Source organism: Kitasatospora sp. NPDC057512 (assembly GCF_042802135.1).
GTDB lineage: Bacteria > Actinomycetota > Actinomycetes > Streptomycetales > Streptomycetaceae > Kitasatospora.
In genome coordinates this window covers 1-13,737 of the sequence record NZ_JBHVET010000150.1, presented here as the reverse complement: position 1 = coordinate 13,737, position 13,737 = coordinate 1, and the positions used below count along the sequence as shown (strand labels likewise).

The following is a 13,737-nucleotide window of genomic DNA, read 5'->3' as shown; positions in this document are numbered from 1 at the left end:
GGGGGTCCGGGATGTTGGGTTGCGCTATTTGTGGGTTGGGCCTAGTTCTCGCGCGAGTGTGTTCAGGCGTTGGGGATTTCGCCGGCTTTGAGGGCGGTGACGAAGGCGGACCACGCGGCGGCCTGGAAGACGAGCGCCGGGCCGTCGGGATCCTTGGAGTCCCGGACGGGAACGGTGCCGGTGAAGCCGTCGGCGACCTCGATGCAGTTGCCTTGGTTGGCGCTGTACCTGCTCTTTCGCCAGGTGGCGCCAGCCAGGTTCACTTCGCTCCGATCGGTGATCATCACTCAAGTTCCTTTGCGATCTGCGCGATAAGTCGCCGTGACGGCGCGACGTCGAGGGCAGCTGCCCGAAGCCGGTCAAAGGCCTGGTCGTAGGCTGCGACGTCGTCATCTCGTTCGAGATAGAGACTACTGGTCAAGGCCTCGGTGTACACCACGTCGAGATCTCCTCGAACAGGAAAACTCAGAATCGCGAACGACCCATGCACGCCCGCGTGGGCGCCGGCTGAGAAGGGCACCACCTGCACGGTGACGTGCGGTTCCCTGGAGACGGCGACGAGCTGCTGCAACTGCCTCGCCATGATGTTCTGGTTGCCGATCAGGCGGCGAAGTGCGGCCTCATCCACGATCGCCCATAGCTTCAGAGGTTCCTCTCTCCGGAGCGTCGCGTTCTGGCGCGCCAAGCGAACGTCGACCAGTGCGTTGATCTCGTCAGGTGTGGCCTCGGGCTCAAGCTGTCGGATCAGTGCACGCGCGTAGTCGGCAGTTTGGAACAGCCCCGGCACGAGCGATGATTCGAAGTTCCGGATCGATACAGCCTCCGCCTCGAAGCTGATGAACGAGGCGTAGTGCTTCGAGATCACATCCGAGTACGGCTGCCACCACACCCGGCGTTTGCCCTCGCGCGCCAGCGTCTCAAGTGCCTCCCGCATCTCCGGGTCGGTGACTTCGTAGACGTCGAGCAGTATCCCGACCTCGTTTGCGCGCACTCCGTGGCGGCCGTTCTCCAACCGGCTGACCTTGGATTGATGCCAGCCGAGCCGGACTGCTACGTCATCAACCTTGAGGTTGAGTCCCTCGCGGATCTTTCGGAGTTCCCCGCCCAGCATCCGTCGGCGGACCGTCGGTGTTGCGGCCACGCTCCGACCTCCCCTCGTCGCACTCTGTCGTCGGCCCACAGTCTGACGTGATGGCAGTGGGTTCGTCACATCGAATCTCAGAAGACATATGCACATTCTCAGGTTCCGTTGCACTGACCGGCCAACGCAGGGCATGCTACTTCCCGTAGTTCGATGCACCACACAGCGTGATCCTGGTGTCGATGGACCGGGCATTCCCATGCCTCTTACCGGCCCTCGATTGCGATCGTCCCTCCCATACCGGAAGAGGTCCTGCTATGCCCGGAACGTTGGAGAAGTACTCCTGCTGGCTGCCCCGTTGGGGCTGCTGCTCGCGCGAGGGTGGATTCGGCAAGGCACAGAACGGAGACTCGCGGTGAGTGACGGGTTCCCCTTCTCCGTGAGTGTCGAGATCGTGGGCCTCACCAAGCCCACGACCTTCGACAGCCTCTTCGACGCCCTCGACGTCCTCCGGGCCGGCCTTTCCCTGCTCGCTCTGGACGCCGACCAGGCCGCCGAGCTCAACAGCCGGTTCGGCCCCCGGGCCGCAGGGGAGATCGGCCACCGGCTGTACCACTTCGGCGCGGTGGGGGCCGTCGCGTTCGTCGGGGGTGACCCGTATCCGATCTATGTGCGTCGGGCGGCCTTCGATTGACCGGATATGACTGATTCTGTTGCTTCATCAGTCATGACGCATGAGGCAGTTGGTGCGAACGTGACCATTTGTAGTGAGTCGCTGTTAGGCTGCGCGCCTGAATACGAACTCTCCACGATGTAAAAGGACTTGGAAGAGAGCGTGAAGCTCTCTTCCTCGCCGTCGCCGCCGACACCCGAGGAGCCACGTGAGACCCGATGACGTCCCCCTGCTGTTCCAGGAGCTGTCCCGCGAGTTCGCGGACGTGACCGACATGTCGGTGGCGGCGACAGGGTCGCTCGCCCGGGGCGACCACCGCACCGGGCCCGGTGGCGACGTCGTCTCCAACCTCGACCTGGTCCATGTCGTGGCCGAGGATGCGGACGTGCCCGGAGTCCGTCACGTGGTCGGGCGGAGGATGCGGCGGATCTCCGACACCTTCGGCATCGAGACGACCTCCGTCATCGCCAGGCTCCCGGCGTTCCGACAGGCCGGCCACGCCCACTACCGGATCAGCATGCGGCGCGAGTGGTTCTGCGACGGCCTCGAACTCGGCCTGGAGGGCTTCGAGTTGCCCGGTCGTGACGAGGAGGACCCGCGTACGGCGCTCGCCTGGATGATGCAGCCCGTCCCGTACTACCTGGCGAAGGCCACCAGTGTGGACCCGACGACCAACCTCGCCAAGGCCCGCCGGGCCGCGCTGCGGCTGGCCGACCGGTTCGACCTCCAGCTGATACGCGACGACCTCGACAACCTCCCGCGGGCCCTGCGCACCCTGGTCGCCGAACGGGGCCTGACCCCGCTCGAATCCACCGCCCGCTACCTCGACGCCCCCACCCACCCCGCCGTCGCGCAGCTCGTCCGCGACGCGGTCTTCGTGGAGAGCATGGGCCTGTCGTCCACCGACTCGATGGTCGTCCTGCTGCCGTCCGCCTCGAACTGACCCCCACCGGAGAACATCCCATGTCCACTCGGCAGCACGTGGAGATCCTGCCCCCGCACCCGCTGCGGGCCGGCTACGACAGGTCCCTGGAGCGCGGGTCGATCGCCGACGACTTCCAACGGCGCCTGGAACCCGCCCACTTCAACCCCGGCTACCTCGGCGCCCTGACCTCGCGGGTCGAACAGGCCCTGGCCCGGGACCCGGCCGACGAGGCCATGCGGTGGCGCCTGGCGTTCCTGCTGCTCCAGAACAACGCCACCGCGGTCGCCGTCGAACGGGCGGAGGAACTGCTCGCGGACGCCACCCTCCCGCAGGCCCGGCGCCTGGCCCACCTGGTGGCCGGGATCCGGAGCCGGGCCGACCAGCCGCGTACGGGTCGGCGCGTGCGGCGGGTCAACTGGTCGATCAACAACCGCTGTCCGATGTCCTGCCAGGGCTGCTACAACCCGTTCGCCGCCGAGCAGATCGACCTCGCCCAGGCGGAGCTGATCATCGGGAAGATGGCCGCGCACGGGACCTCCGACCTGGTCCTGGCGGGCGGCGACCCGCTGCTGTGGCCGCCGATCTTCGACGTGGTCGACCATGCCATCGCCGCCGGCCTCAAGGTCGGCCTCGACACCACCGGCTACACGCTCACCGCCGAGAAGCTCGACCGCCTGCGCGGGCTGTCCTCGCTGCGGCTGCCGCTGGACGCCGTCACCCCGGAGGTGCAGCGGGCCTTCCGGCGCAGCCCGGACACCAACCTCCTGCGGGCGCTGCTGGAATCCCTCGCCCTGTGCGACGCCGAGGGCTTCGACCGGGTGCGGGTGCACACCGTCGCGAGCGCCGAGAACCTCCACCAACTGCCGGAGCTCGCGGCCGAGATCATGTCGCACCCCTCGGTCGCCCAGTGGGTGATCTTCCAGTGGTGGGGCCGACGGGCTTCGCCGGACACGGTCCGCAGGCTCGGGGTGGCGGTCGAGGACGTCCGTGAGGTCGTGGACGGCATCCGGCGCGACCACCCCGGCCGGGAGATCCACCTCGCGGAGAGCAGCGAGCGGGAGCTGCTCAACTGGATGATCCAGTCGAGCGGACAGGTCGTCACCTTCGGGTCGGGGGCGGAGGAGGAGTTCATCCTGGGCAACCTCCTGACCGACGAGGTCGAGGAGATCCTGACCCACCCGATCCTGGACTTCGAGGCCATGTCGCGTGGGATCCCGGTCACCCCCGGAACCGTGTTCGCTCCCGTGGACGCCGCCCAGGGCTGACGCCCCTCACTGATTACGGAACGGTTGCGGAGCCCGCCCTTCCCCTCTCCAGGGCTTGACGGCAGGGGGAGGGCGGGCGTTTGCTGTGTCCGCTCGTTGGAACCTGTTTGGTTCTGGTCTGTTTTGTGTGTTTGAACGTTCAAAACAGTGCAGCAGCCCCCGCCTGCGCCCAGCACCCCCCCCGCGCACCACCCCCTTCGCACCACAGCCTTCCGGCGCCACCCCACCGAGAGGAATGCAATGTCACACCTTTCCCGACGCGACCTTCTCCGCGCCTCCGGAGCCGGCCTGCTGGCCGTCGCCGCCGGCGGCACCCTCGCGGCCTGCGGCGGCGGCTCCGGCTCGGGAGGCGCCGCCGGCGGGGACGCCGACACCGGCACGATCACCGTCTGGTCCTGGGCCACCGCCGCCGACGCCCTGCGCGGCATCGTCCCGGCCTTCGAGAAGGACAACCCGGGGATCAAGGTCGACGTCCAGGACATCGGCGAGCCCGCCATCTGGGACAAGATCACCGTCGGCCTGGCGGCCGGCGGCCAGGGCCTCGGCGACGTCCTGCACATCGGCTGTGACTACCTGCCCGGCTACCAGGAGAAGTTCCCCGGCGGCCTGGCCGACCTCTCCGCGCTCGGCGCCGACGCGTACAAGGACAGGTTCGCCAAGGGCCTGTGGCCGGTCGTCACCGGCAAGGACGGCCACGCCTACGCGCTGCCCTGGGAGGTCAACGCGCTCGGCTTCTTCTACCGCAAGGACTACTTCGACAAGGCGGGCATCGACCCCGAGACCTTCGCCACCTGGGACGACCTGCTCGCCGTCACCGACCGCTTCAAGGCCGCCAACCCCGGCATCGCCCTGATCGGCGTCAACCGGGCCGCCAACCCCACCCCCGACCTGGACTTCCTCCAGGGCCTGATGCAGCTCCAGGGCGCCTTCTACTTCGACCTCCAGGGCAGGATCACCGTCGCCTCGGAGCCGGCCGTGCGCGCCCTGACGATCATCAAGCGACTGGACGAGGCCGGGCTGATCGGCGACACCCCCGGCGTCCAGAGCTGGCCGCCGGTGATGAAGACCGGCAAGCTCGCGGTGGCCGCGATGCCCACCTGGGTCGCGCACTACCTGGAGAAGAAGTTCCCCGACCAGAGCGGCAACTGGCGCCTCACCAAGCCCCCGGCGGTCACCCCCGGCGGCAAGCGCACCGCCCTGGTCAACTCCACCCACCTGGCCGTCGCCGCCTCCAGCCCGCGCCGCCGCGCCGCCTGGAAGTTCGTCGAGTACGCGCTCACCCGCGCCGCCTCGGTCAACACGATGTTCAACGCGGGCGGCGTCTTCCCGGCCCTCACCGAGGCCTACACCGACCCGATGTACGCCGCCCCCAGCGCCTTCTACGGCGGCCAGCCGGTGCTCAAGACCTTCACCGACCTCGCCGTCGAGGGCGGGGACCCCACCAACTACTCCGGCGACTACGCCCGCGCCCTCAAGCTCGTCAGCGACGCCCAGACCAAGGTCCTCCTCAAGGGCGCCGAGCCCGCCGCCGTCCTCCAGGACGCCGCCAAGCAGCTCGCCCAGCAGACGGGGCGCGGTATCGCATGAGTGCCGCCAGCCCGCCCGCCGCCCTCGCCAAGGGGACCGAGGGGTCCGAGGGGTCCAAGGGATCCGTGGGGCCCGGCCGGTCCGGCCGGCTCCGCCGCGCCCGTTGGCGCCGCGGCGCCGTACCGTACCTGCTGCTCGCCCCCGCCCTGCTCACCTTCGGCGTGTTCAAGGCCTACCCGGTCATCGACTCGCTGCTGCTCTCCTTCACCACCGGCTCCGGCGCCGCCACCCGCAACGCCGGACTCGCCAACTACCGCCGCCTGCTGGACGATCCGCTGTTCTGGACGGCCCTGCGCAACACCGGCGAGATCCTCGTCGTGCAGGTCCCGCTGATGCTCGGCCTGGCCCTGCTGATGGCCGTCGGCATCAACTCCGCGCTGGTGCGCTGGCGTACGGTGTGGCGGCTCGGCGTCTTCATGCCCTCGGTCACCGGCCTGGTCGCCACCGGCGTGATGTTCGCCTACCTGCTCAAGGCCGACGACGGCGCCGTCAACTGGCTGCTGAACGCCGTCGGCCTGCCCTCCGTCGACTGGTTGGGCCAGCCCGTCTGGGCCCGGATGGCCGTCGTCGTGGTGCTCACCTGGCACTACACCGGGTACAACGCCGTCATCTACCTCGCCGGACTCCAGTCCATACCACGGGAGTTGTACGAGGCCGCGATGGTCGACGGGGCCGGCCCGATCCGTCGCTTCACCTCGATCACCGTCCCCGCGCTGCGCCCGGTGCTGCTGTTCACCGTCGTGCTCTCGACCATCGGCACGCTCCAGCTCTTCGACGAGCCGTACGTGCTGACCGGAGGCGGGCCGGACAACGCCACCCTGACCGTCTCCATGTACCTGTACCAGAACGGCTTCCGGTACTTCGACTTCGGCTACGCCTCCGCCATCGCCTACGCGCTCACCCTGCTCGTCTCGGTGCTCGGCGCCGTCCAGATGCGCCTGATGGGGGAGAAGGACAAGTGAACCTCAAGAAACTGCGCGGCTGGCCGCTGACCTTCTTCCTGGCCGGCGTCACCGGGCTCTCGATCGCCCCTTTCTACTGGCTGGTGGTCTCCGCCACCCGCAAGGACACCGAGGTCTTCGACTGGCCGCCCAAGCTGCTGCCCGGCGGGAGCCTCGGCGAGAACCTGAGCCACCTGGAGCAGAAGATCGGCCTGCTCCGGGTGGTCGGCAACTCCCTGCTGGTGGCGGGGGTCCAGACCCTGGGCGCCCTGGTGGTGGCGCTGCTCGCGGGCTACGCCTTCGCCAAGTTCCGCTTCCGCGGCCGAACCCTGCTCTTCGCGCTGCTGCTCTCCACCCTCGTGGTGCCCGAACAGGTCGTGCTGGTACCGCTGTTCAAGATGATGACGAACTTCGGCCTGCTGGACACCTACCAGGCGCTGATCCTGCCGGGCCTGTGCGTGCCGTTCGCCATCTTCCTGATGCGGCAGTCGCTGAGCAGCCTGCCGGACGAACTCCTGGACGCCGCCCGGGTCGACGGCGCGGGCGAACTCCGGGTGCTGTTCAGCGTGGTGGTGCCGGTCATGCGGCCGGTGCTGGCGGCCCTGTCGATCTTCCTCTTCCTGGGTTCCTGGAACCAGTTCGTCTGGCCCCTGATCGCCCTGCGCAGCCCCGAGATGCACACCCTGCCGGTCGCCCTGGCGACGCTGCACGGCAACAAGTCCAACACCGACTACGGCGCGATCCTCTCCGGCACCGCGCTGTCCACCCTGCCGATGATGGTCCTCTTCCTGGTCCTCCAGCGGCAGTTCATCTCCGGCCTGCTGGCCGGCGCCACGAAGGGCTGACCATGACCGAGACGAACGCCACCGGTACGGCCGGGAGCACGACCGAGAACACGAGTGGGACCACGGCCGGGAGCACGACCGGCGCCACGGCCGCGGCCGAAGTCTGGGAGCCGCACGCGCCCACCGCGGCCGGCGGCCTGCGCCCGCTGTACGCCGACGGACTGGACCTGCGGGTGAGCGGCACGGGCACGGCCCGGGGCGTTGCCGACGGCGTGGTGGAGGTGACCGCCGAGGGCCCGGGCGAGGTCCGGATCGAGTGGCGGGTGCCCTGCGTCGACGCCACCGCCCTCTGGACCCCCGAGCCGCGCGGCACCGGCCGGCTGCCCGCCGCCTGGAGCGCCCCGCGCCGCACCTCGCTGGCCAACGGCGCGCCGATCGCCGCGCTGGTCGGCACCGGCGACGTCGCGCTGTGCGCCTTCGCGGCCGGTCGCCCGGACGTGCTGGCCGGGGCCGGAGTGGTCGAGGAGACCGGCGAGTTCCGGTTCTGGGCCCAGTCCACCGACCGGCTCACCGTCCGGATCGACACCTCGCGCCGGCACTTCGGGCGCGCCCTGGCCGACCTGGCCGCCTGGTGGGGCGAGGGCCGCACGGCCGACATCCCGGAGGCGGCCCGCCGTCCCGCGTACTCCACCTGGTACTCGATGCACCAGGACATCACCCCCGAGGGCGTCGAGACCCAGGCCGCGCTCGGCAAGGAACTGGGCCTGGACGTGATCATCGTGGACGACGGCTGGATGACCGCCGACCGCACCCGCGGCTACGCCCACTGCGGCGACTGGGAGCCGGTCTCGCTGCCCGACACCGCCGCCCACGTCCGGCGGGTGCACGAGCTCGGGGTGCGCTACATGCTCTGGTACGCGCTGCCGTTCATCGGCAAGGACAGCGCCGCGTACCGGGAGATCGGCCACCTCGCGCTGGCCGACGCCGCCCACATGGGCGCGATCGTCGCCGACCCGCGCCACCCCGAGGTCCGGGCCTTCCTCACCGACCGGCTCGCCCGGGCCGTCGAGGAGTGGGGCATGGACGGCCTCAAGGTGGACTTCGTCGACTGGTTCGCCCGGGCCGCGGAGCGCGACGACGCCCCGCCGGCCCGCCCCGGCGCGGACTGCGCGAGCGTGGACGAGGGCGTGGAGCGGCTGCTCGCCGCGATCCGCGGCCGGATCACCGCCGCGAACCCGGAGGCGATGATCGAGCACCGCCAGCCGTACGTCAGCCCCGGCCTGTGGCCGTACGCCACCATGATCCGCGCCACCGACTGCCCGCTCAGCCCGCAGGAGAACCGGCAGCGGACCATCGACGTGCGGCTGGCCGCCGGGCCCGTCCCGGTCCACGCCGACATGCTGATGTGGCACCGGGAGGAACCGGCCGAGCAGGTCGCCTGCCACCTGATCAACGTGCTGTTCTCGGTGCCGCAGATCTCCGTCGACCTCGCCGCGCAGAGCGAGGAGCAGCGCGAGGCGATCGCCTTCTGGCTCGGTGTCTTCCGCGAGCACGCCGACACCCTCCAGCTCGGCGAACTGCTCCCGGCCCGCCCGGACCTCGGCTATCCGATGGTCACCGCGCGCGGCACCGGCGGCGGGACCGGCGCCGGTCCCGACACCGGCACCGTGGCCGTGGCCCGCTACGCCGCGCTGCCGGTGGACGCCTCCGGCGACGACTGGCGCACCCTGCTGGTGGCCAACGCCGACGGCGACCCGGACGTCCGGCTCACCGGCGGCCGCGGGCAGGTGGCGGTGACGGTGCGGGACGCCCGGGGGCGTATCGTCCGGCAGGGCGAGGTCGAGCTGGACCGGGCGGACGTGATCCCGGTGCCGCGCGGCGGGCTGCTGACCCTGCGTCGCTGACCGCCTCCGGGGCCGCCGGCCCGCCTCCGGGCCCCGGCCCGGTCCGCGTACCCGACCACGTCTGGAGAACCGCATGCCCGAGGGACCGCACCGGCCGCGCCGCGGCGCCACCACGATCGAGGAGGTCGCCCGGGCGGCCGGGGTCTCCCGGCAGACCGTCTCCAACGCGCTCAACGCGCCGCAGCGGGTCCGCCCGGAGACGCTGGAGCGGGTGAACGCGGCGATCCGCGAACTCGGCTACCAGCCCGACCAGTCGGCCCGCTCGCTGCGCAGCGGCGCCCGGCGCACCCTCGGCTACCTCGCCCCGGTGGACGACCCGCTGGACCCCAACCCGCTGATGGCGGGCTTCCTGGAAGCCCTGGTCGACGCGGCCGGGGCGGCGGGGCAGCGGGTGCTGCTGTTCCGGCCGGGGCAGGGCGCGACCGACCCGGTGGCCGCCATCGACGAACTGGTGGCGGCCCGTCAGGTGGACGGACTGGTGCTGGCGGACGTCCTGCACGAGGACGTCCGGATCGCCCACGTGGCCCGGCTCGGCGTCCCGTTCGCCAGCTTCGGCCGGACCGCGCCCGGCGAGCCGCAGCGCTGGGTGGACATCGGCAACGAGGCGGCGATGGCCGAGGTGGTGCGGCACCTCGCGGCGCTCGGCCACCGCCGGATCGGCTACCTCGGGGTTGCCGACGAGCTGCCCTGGATGGCGGCGCGGCGGGCCGGATTCCTGGCCGAGGCGCGCCGGTTGGGCCTGTCCGCGGTGGCGGTGGGCGCGGCGGTGACGGGTGCGGCGGGGGCTTCCGGGGCGGCGGCGGGTGCGACCGGTACGGCCGCCGCGGGCTCCGTGGTGGCCTCCGTGCGGGCGCTGCTGCGCGGGCCCGACCGGCCCACCGCCTTCGCGGCCGGCAGCGACCTGCTGGCGCTGGACGTGTACGAGGCGGTCCGGGCGGAGGGGCTGGTGGTCGGTCCCGGCGGGGTGGCCGTCACCGGGTTCCACGACACGCCGCTCTGCCGCCACCTCCACCCCGCGCTGACCTCGGTCCGGCTGCCGCTGCGGGCGATCGCCACGGCGCTGGTCGGCCGGCTGCTGGACCAGGTGCGCGGGGAGGCGGCGCCGGGGGAGGGGCTGGAACTGCCCACCGAGCTGGTGGTGCGGGGGAGTTCGGGCCGAGCCGACTGAATCCTTTGAATCCGTCGGCCGGTTCAGTCCGTGTGGCCCGTCGGTCGGTTCAGCCTGTGCGGTCCGTCGGTCGGTTCAGCCCGCGTGGTCCGCCGTCGCCGCCACGATCAGCTCGCCGACCAGTCCGGCGGCGGCCGCCCGCTGCTCGGCGGGCAGGGCGTCGTCGGTGACCAGGACGTCCAGCTGGTCCAGGTCGGCGAAGGAGGCCAGGCCGACCGCGTTCCACTTGGTGTGGTCGGCCACCACGACCACCCGGCGGGCCGAGCGGAGGAAGGCGCGGTTGGTCTCCGCCTCGGCCAGGTTCGGGGTGGTCAGCCCGGCCTCGGGGGAGAGGCCGTGGCAGCCCAGGACCAACAGGTTGACGTGCAGCGAGCGGATCGCCTGGTCGGCCACCGGCCCGACCAGCGCGTCCGAGGGGGTCCGCACGCCGCCGGTGCGGATCACCGTGGCGGTGGACGGGGTGCCGTCCTCGGCGGGCTGTTCCAGCAGCTCGGCGATCCGCAGCGAGTTGGTCACCACGGTGAGGCCCTCGACCGCGCGCAGCCGCCGGGCGACCGCGTAGGTGGTCGTCCCGCCGGCCAGCCCGACCGCCGAGCCCGGCGGCACGAGCGCCGCGGCGGCCCGGGCGATCGCCTCCTTGGCGGGCAGCTCCCAGTGGGCCTTGGTCTCGAACCCGGGCTCGCCGGTGGCCGGCGCCTCGACCCGGACCGCGCCGCCGTGCACCTTGTGCACCAGGCCGCGGCGGGCCAGCGCGTCCAGGTCGCGCCGGACCGTCATGTCCGAGACCCCGAGGTCGCGGACCAGTTCGGTGACCCGGACCCCGCCGCGCGCGCGGATCTGCTCCAGGATCAGCACGCGGCGCTGTCCGGCGAGCGGTTGGGCGCTGTCAGCCATCGGGAGGCCTCCTTCGACCACGTCCGGTGCGTGGTCCTGGTGGATAATGTTTGAGATTGTAGCTTTCTGTTGATTCCGGTGTTCCACTCAGAGCTCAGAGGAAGAAGGGCCATGCCCGGAACGTCCCTGACCCAGTCCACCGTCAGGACCGTGACCACCCTCGCGGACGGTCGGCAACTGATCTACTACGACAGCGAGGCGGCCGACGGCGACGGCGCGGCCGACGGCGGCACGCCCTGCGACGGCGGCACGGCCGCCCGCCGCGGCGCCGTGGACGAACGGCCGCTCGACCCGCAGACCCCCGGCTCCGAGGTCCGGCTCGACCCGGCCACCGGCGACTGGGTCACCATCGCGGCCCACCGCCAGGCGCGCACCTACCAGCCGCCGCCCGAGGAGTGCCCGCTCTGCCCCTCCCGGGACGGGCGGCACAGCGAGATCCCGGCCGCCGACTACCAGGTGGCCGTCTTCGAGAACCGCTTCCCCTCGCTGGCCGGCCCGCCCGCGGAGCCCGTCCGGGCCGCCGAGGGCCTGTGGACCAGCGGCCCCGGCGCCGGGCGCTGCGAGGTGGTCTGCTTCACCGCCGACCACGAGGCCTCCTTCGCCGACCTCACCCCCGAGCGCGCCCGGCTGGTCCTGGACGCCTGGACCGACCGCACCGCCGAGCTCTCCGCCCTGCCCGGCGTGCGGCAGGTCTACTGCTTCGAGAACCGGGGCGCCGAGATCGGCGTCACCCTCGCCCACCCGCACGGCCAGATCTACGCCCTGCCCTTCACCGCGCCGCGCACTGCCCGGATGGCCGCCCGCGCCGCCGAGCACCGCGCCACCGCCGGCCGCAACCTCTTCGACGACCTGCTCGCCGCCGAACGCGCCCACGGCGAGCGCGTCGTCCTCGCCGGGACGCACTGGACGGCCTTCGTCCCCTTCGCCGCCCGCTGGCCGTACGAGGTGCACCTGTACCCGCACCGCCGGGTGCCCGACCTGACCGCGCTGGACGCCGAGCAGCGGGACGAATTCCCCGCCCTCTACCTGGAGTTGCTGCGCCGCTTCGACCGGCTCTTCGGCACCGGCCGCACCCCGTACATCTCCGCCTGGCACCAGGCCCCCGCCGGGCATCGGGACGAACTCGCCCTGCACCTGGAGCTGTTCACCATCCGCCGCACCGCCGACAAGCTCAAGTACCTGGCCGGGGTGGAATCCGGCATGGACGCCTTCGTCAACGACGTCACCCCCGAGCACGCGGCCCGCCGGCTGCGGGAGGCCACCGCATGAACGACTTCGCGCAGCTGTACGGCCGTCCGTCCGAGGGGGAGTGGGCCGCCCCCGGCCGGGTGAACCTGATCGGCGAACACACCGACTACAACCTGGGGTTCGTCCTCCCGATCGCCCTGCCGCAGACCGTCCGCGCCCAGGCCGCCCGCAGCGGGGACGGGCAGCTGCGGATCTGGTCCGCCCAGGGGCGCGAACTCGTCGCACTCCGGGTCGACGACCTCGCCCCGGGCTCCGTGCCCGGCTGGGCCGGCTACCCGGCCGGGGTGGTCTGGGCGCTGCGCGAGGCCGGCCACCCCGTCGGCGGGGCGGACCTCCGGCTGGACAGCGACGTGCCCAGCGGCGCCGGGCTGTCCTCCTCCGCCGCGCTGGAGTGCGTCGTCGCCGCCGCCTACAACGACCTGTACGGGCTGGGGCTTTCGGCCGCCGAACTGGCGGTGATCGCACAGCGGGCCGAGAACGCCTTCGTCGGCGTGCCCTGCGGGATCATGGACCAGATGGCCTCGATGTGCTGCCGCCCCGGAGCCGCGCTGTTCCTGGACAGCCGTGATCTGACGATGCGTCAGGTGCCCGTCGACCTGGCGGGCGCGGGCCTCGCCCTGCTGGTCCTGGACACCCGGGTGAAGCACGACCTCGGCGACGGCGCCTACGCCGCGCTGCGGGCCGGCTGCGAACGGGCTGCCGCTCTGCTCGGGCTGCCCGCGCTGCGCTCGCTCCAGCCGTCCGGGCTGGCCGACGCACTCGCCCAACTGCCCTCGGAATTCGTTCCGTTGGTGCGGCACGTGGTCACCGAGAACGCCCGGGTGGAAGCCGCCGTCGCCGCTCTGGACGCCGGCGACCCCGCCGCGCTCGGCCCGATCCTCACCGCCGGACACGCCTCGCTGCGCGACGACTACCGGGTCTCCTGCCCGGAGACCGACCTCGCCGTCGAGGCCGCGGTGGCCGCCGGCGCCCACGGAGCGCGGATGACCGGCGGCGGCTTCGGCGGCTCGGTCATCGCCCTGGTGGACGCGGCCGCGGCCGGACACGTCGCCGCCGAGGTCACCGCCGCGTTCCGCGCGGCCGGGTACGCGGAGCCGCGCACCCTCACCGCCGTCCCGGCGGAGGGGGCGCGCCGGCTCCGGTGAGCCGCCGGCTCCGCCTCCTTCGGTGGGGTCAGGCCTTGTGGGCCGCCGGGCGCTCCGGGGACGCCTCCGCGAGCGCCCGGGTGACCGCCTCGACACCGGCGCGCAGCCCGTACACCGGGGT

13 protein-coding genes and 1 pseudogene are annotated in these 13,737 nt (G+C 72.1%); 10 read left to right on the top strand and 4 right to left on the bottom strand.

Features of this window, described 5'->3' with window-relative positions:
- Positions 1-62 precede the first annotated feature (62 nt).
- Positions 63-284: a DUF397 domain-containing protein gene (locus ACFU6K_RS13115; protein ID WP_380662669.1), complete on the bottom strand. Its 222-nt coding sequence runs from the start codon at positions 282-284 to the stop codon at positions 63-65.
- A complete protein-coding gene (locus ACFU6K_RS13110; protein ID WP_380662667.1) occupies positions 284-1,141 on the bottom strand; it encodes a helix-turn-helix domain-containing protein in 858 nt (285 codons plus the stop codon). The genes ACFU6K_RS13115 and ACFU6K_RS13110 overlap by 1 nt, the downstream gene beginning before the upstream one ends.
- Positions 1,142-1,496: 355 nt before the next feature.
- Between ACFU6K_RS13110 and ACFU6K_RS13105 the strand changes: the two genes are divergently transcribed.
- From ACFU6K_RS13105 to ACFU6K_RS13070, 8 genes are all read left to right on the top strand, one after another.
- Positions 1,497-1,775, top strand: coding sequence for a hypothetical protein (locus ACFU6K_RS13105; protein WP_380662665.1), 279 nt, complete (start codon positions 1,497-1,499; stop codon positions 1,773-1,775).
- A 187-nt stretch (positions 1,776-1,962) separates the two neighbouring features.
- Positions 1,963-2,697 carry a hypothetical protein gene (locus tag ACFU6K_RS13100; protein ID WP_380662663.1) on the top strand — a complete coding sequence of 245 codons (735 nt, stop codon included), beginning with the start codon at positions 1,963-1,965 and terminating at the stop codon, positions 2,695-2,697.
- Between the two features lie 20 nt (positions 2,698-2,717).
- Positions 2,718-3,944 carry a radical SAM protein gene (locus ACFU6K_RS13095; RefSeq protein ID WP_380662661.1) on the top strand — a complete coding sequence of 409 codons (1,227 nt, stop codon included), beginning with the start codon at positions 2,718-2,720 and terminating at the stop codon, positions 3,942-3,944.
- Positions 3,945-4,184: 240 nt separating this feature from the next.
- Positions 4,185-5,531 carry an ABC transporter substrate-binding protein gene (locus ACFU6K_RS13090; RefSeq protein WP_380662659.1) on the top strand — a complete coding sequence of 449 codons (1,347 nt, stop codon included), beginning with the start codon at positions 4,185-4,187 and terminating at the stop codon, positions 5,529-5,531.
- Positions 5,528-6,493: a carbohydrate ABC transporter permease gene (locus ACFU6K_RS13085; RefSeq protein ID WP_380662657.1), complete on the top strand. Its 966-nt coding sequence runs from the start codon at positions 5,528-5,530 to the stop codon at positions 6,491-6,493. Before ACFU6K_RS13090 ends, ACFU6K_RS13085 begins: the two co-directional genes overlap by 4 nt.
- The gene (locus tag ACFU6K_RS13080) at positions 6,490-7,317 is read left to right on the top strand and encodes a carbohydrate ABC transporter permease (RefSeq protein ID WP_380662655.1); all 828 of its coding nucleotides are present in this window, start codon (positions 6,490-6,492) and stop codon (positions 7,315-7,317) included. The genes ACFU6K_RS13085 and ACFU6K_RS13080 overlap by 4 nt, the downstream gene beginning before the upstream one ends.
- Before the next feature lie 2 nt (positions 7,318-7,319).
- Positions 7,320-9,161 carry a glycoside hydrolase family 36 protein gene (locus ACFU6K_RS13075; protein ID WP_380662653.1) on the top strand — a complete coding sequence of 614 codons (1,842 nt, stop codon included), beginning with the start codon at positions 7,320-7,322 and terminating at the stop codon, positions 9,159-9,161.
- A 73-nt stretch (positions 9,162-9,234) separates the two neighbouring features.
- Positions 9,235-10,329 (top strand): LacI family DNA-binding transcriptional regulator, encoded by a 1,095-nt coding sequence (locus ACFU6K_RS13070; protein WP_380662651.1) that lies wholly within the window; start codon positions 9,235-9,237, stop codon positions 10,327-10,329.
- Positions 10,330-10,404: 75 nt separating this feature from the next.
- Here ACFU6K_RS13070 and ACFU6K_RS13065 read toward each other — a convergent pair whose 3' ends face one another.
- Entirely contained in the window at positions 10,405-11,223 is an 819-nt protein-coding gene (locus ACFU6K_RS13065; RefSeq protein WP_380662649.1) for a DeoR/GlpR family DNA-binding transcription regulator, read from the bottom strand.
- Between the two features lie 111 nt (positions 11,224-11,334).
- Here ACFU6K_RS13065 and galT point away from each other — a divergent pair, with 111 nt between their 5' ends.
- Both galT and galK read left to right on the top strand, forming a co-directional pair.
- Positions 11,335-12,492, top strand: a complete 1,158-nt coding sequence (galT, locus tag ACFU6K_RS13060; protein ID WP_380662647.1) for a galactose-1-phosphate uridylyltransferase — start codon at positions 11,335-11,337, stop codon at positions 12,490-12,492.
- Positions 12,489-13,616 (top strand): galactokinase, encoded by a 1,128-nt coding sequence (galK, locus tag ACFU6K_RS13055; protein WP_380662645.1) that lies wholly within the window; start codon positions 12,489-12,491, stop codon positions 13,614-13,616. The genes galT and galK overlap by 4 nt, the downstream gene beginning before the upstream one ends.
- A 28-nt stretch (positions 13,617-13,644) precedes the next feature.
- Here galK and ACFU6K_RS13050 read toward each other — a convergent pair.
- Positions 13,645-13,737, bottom strand: a pseudogene (locus ACFU6K_RS13050) (NADP oxidoreductase); the annotation flags it as partial.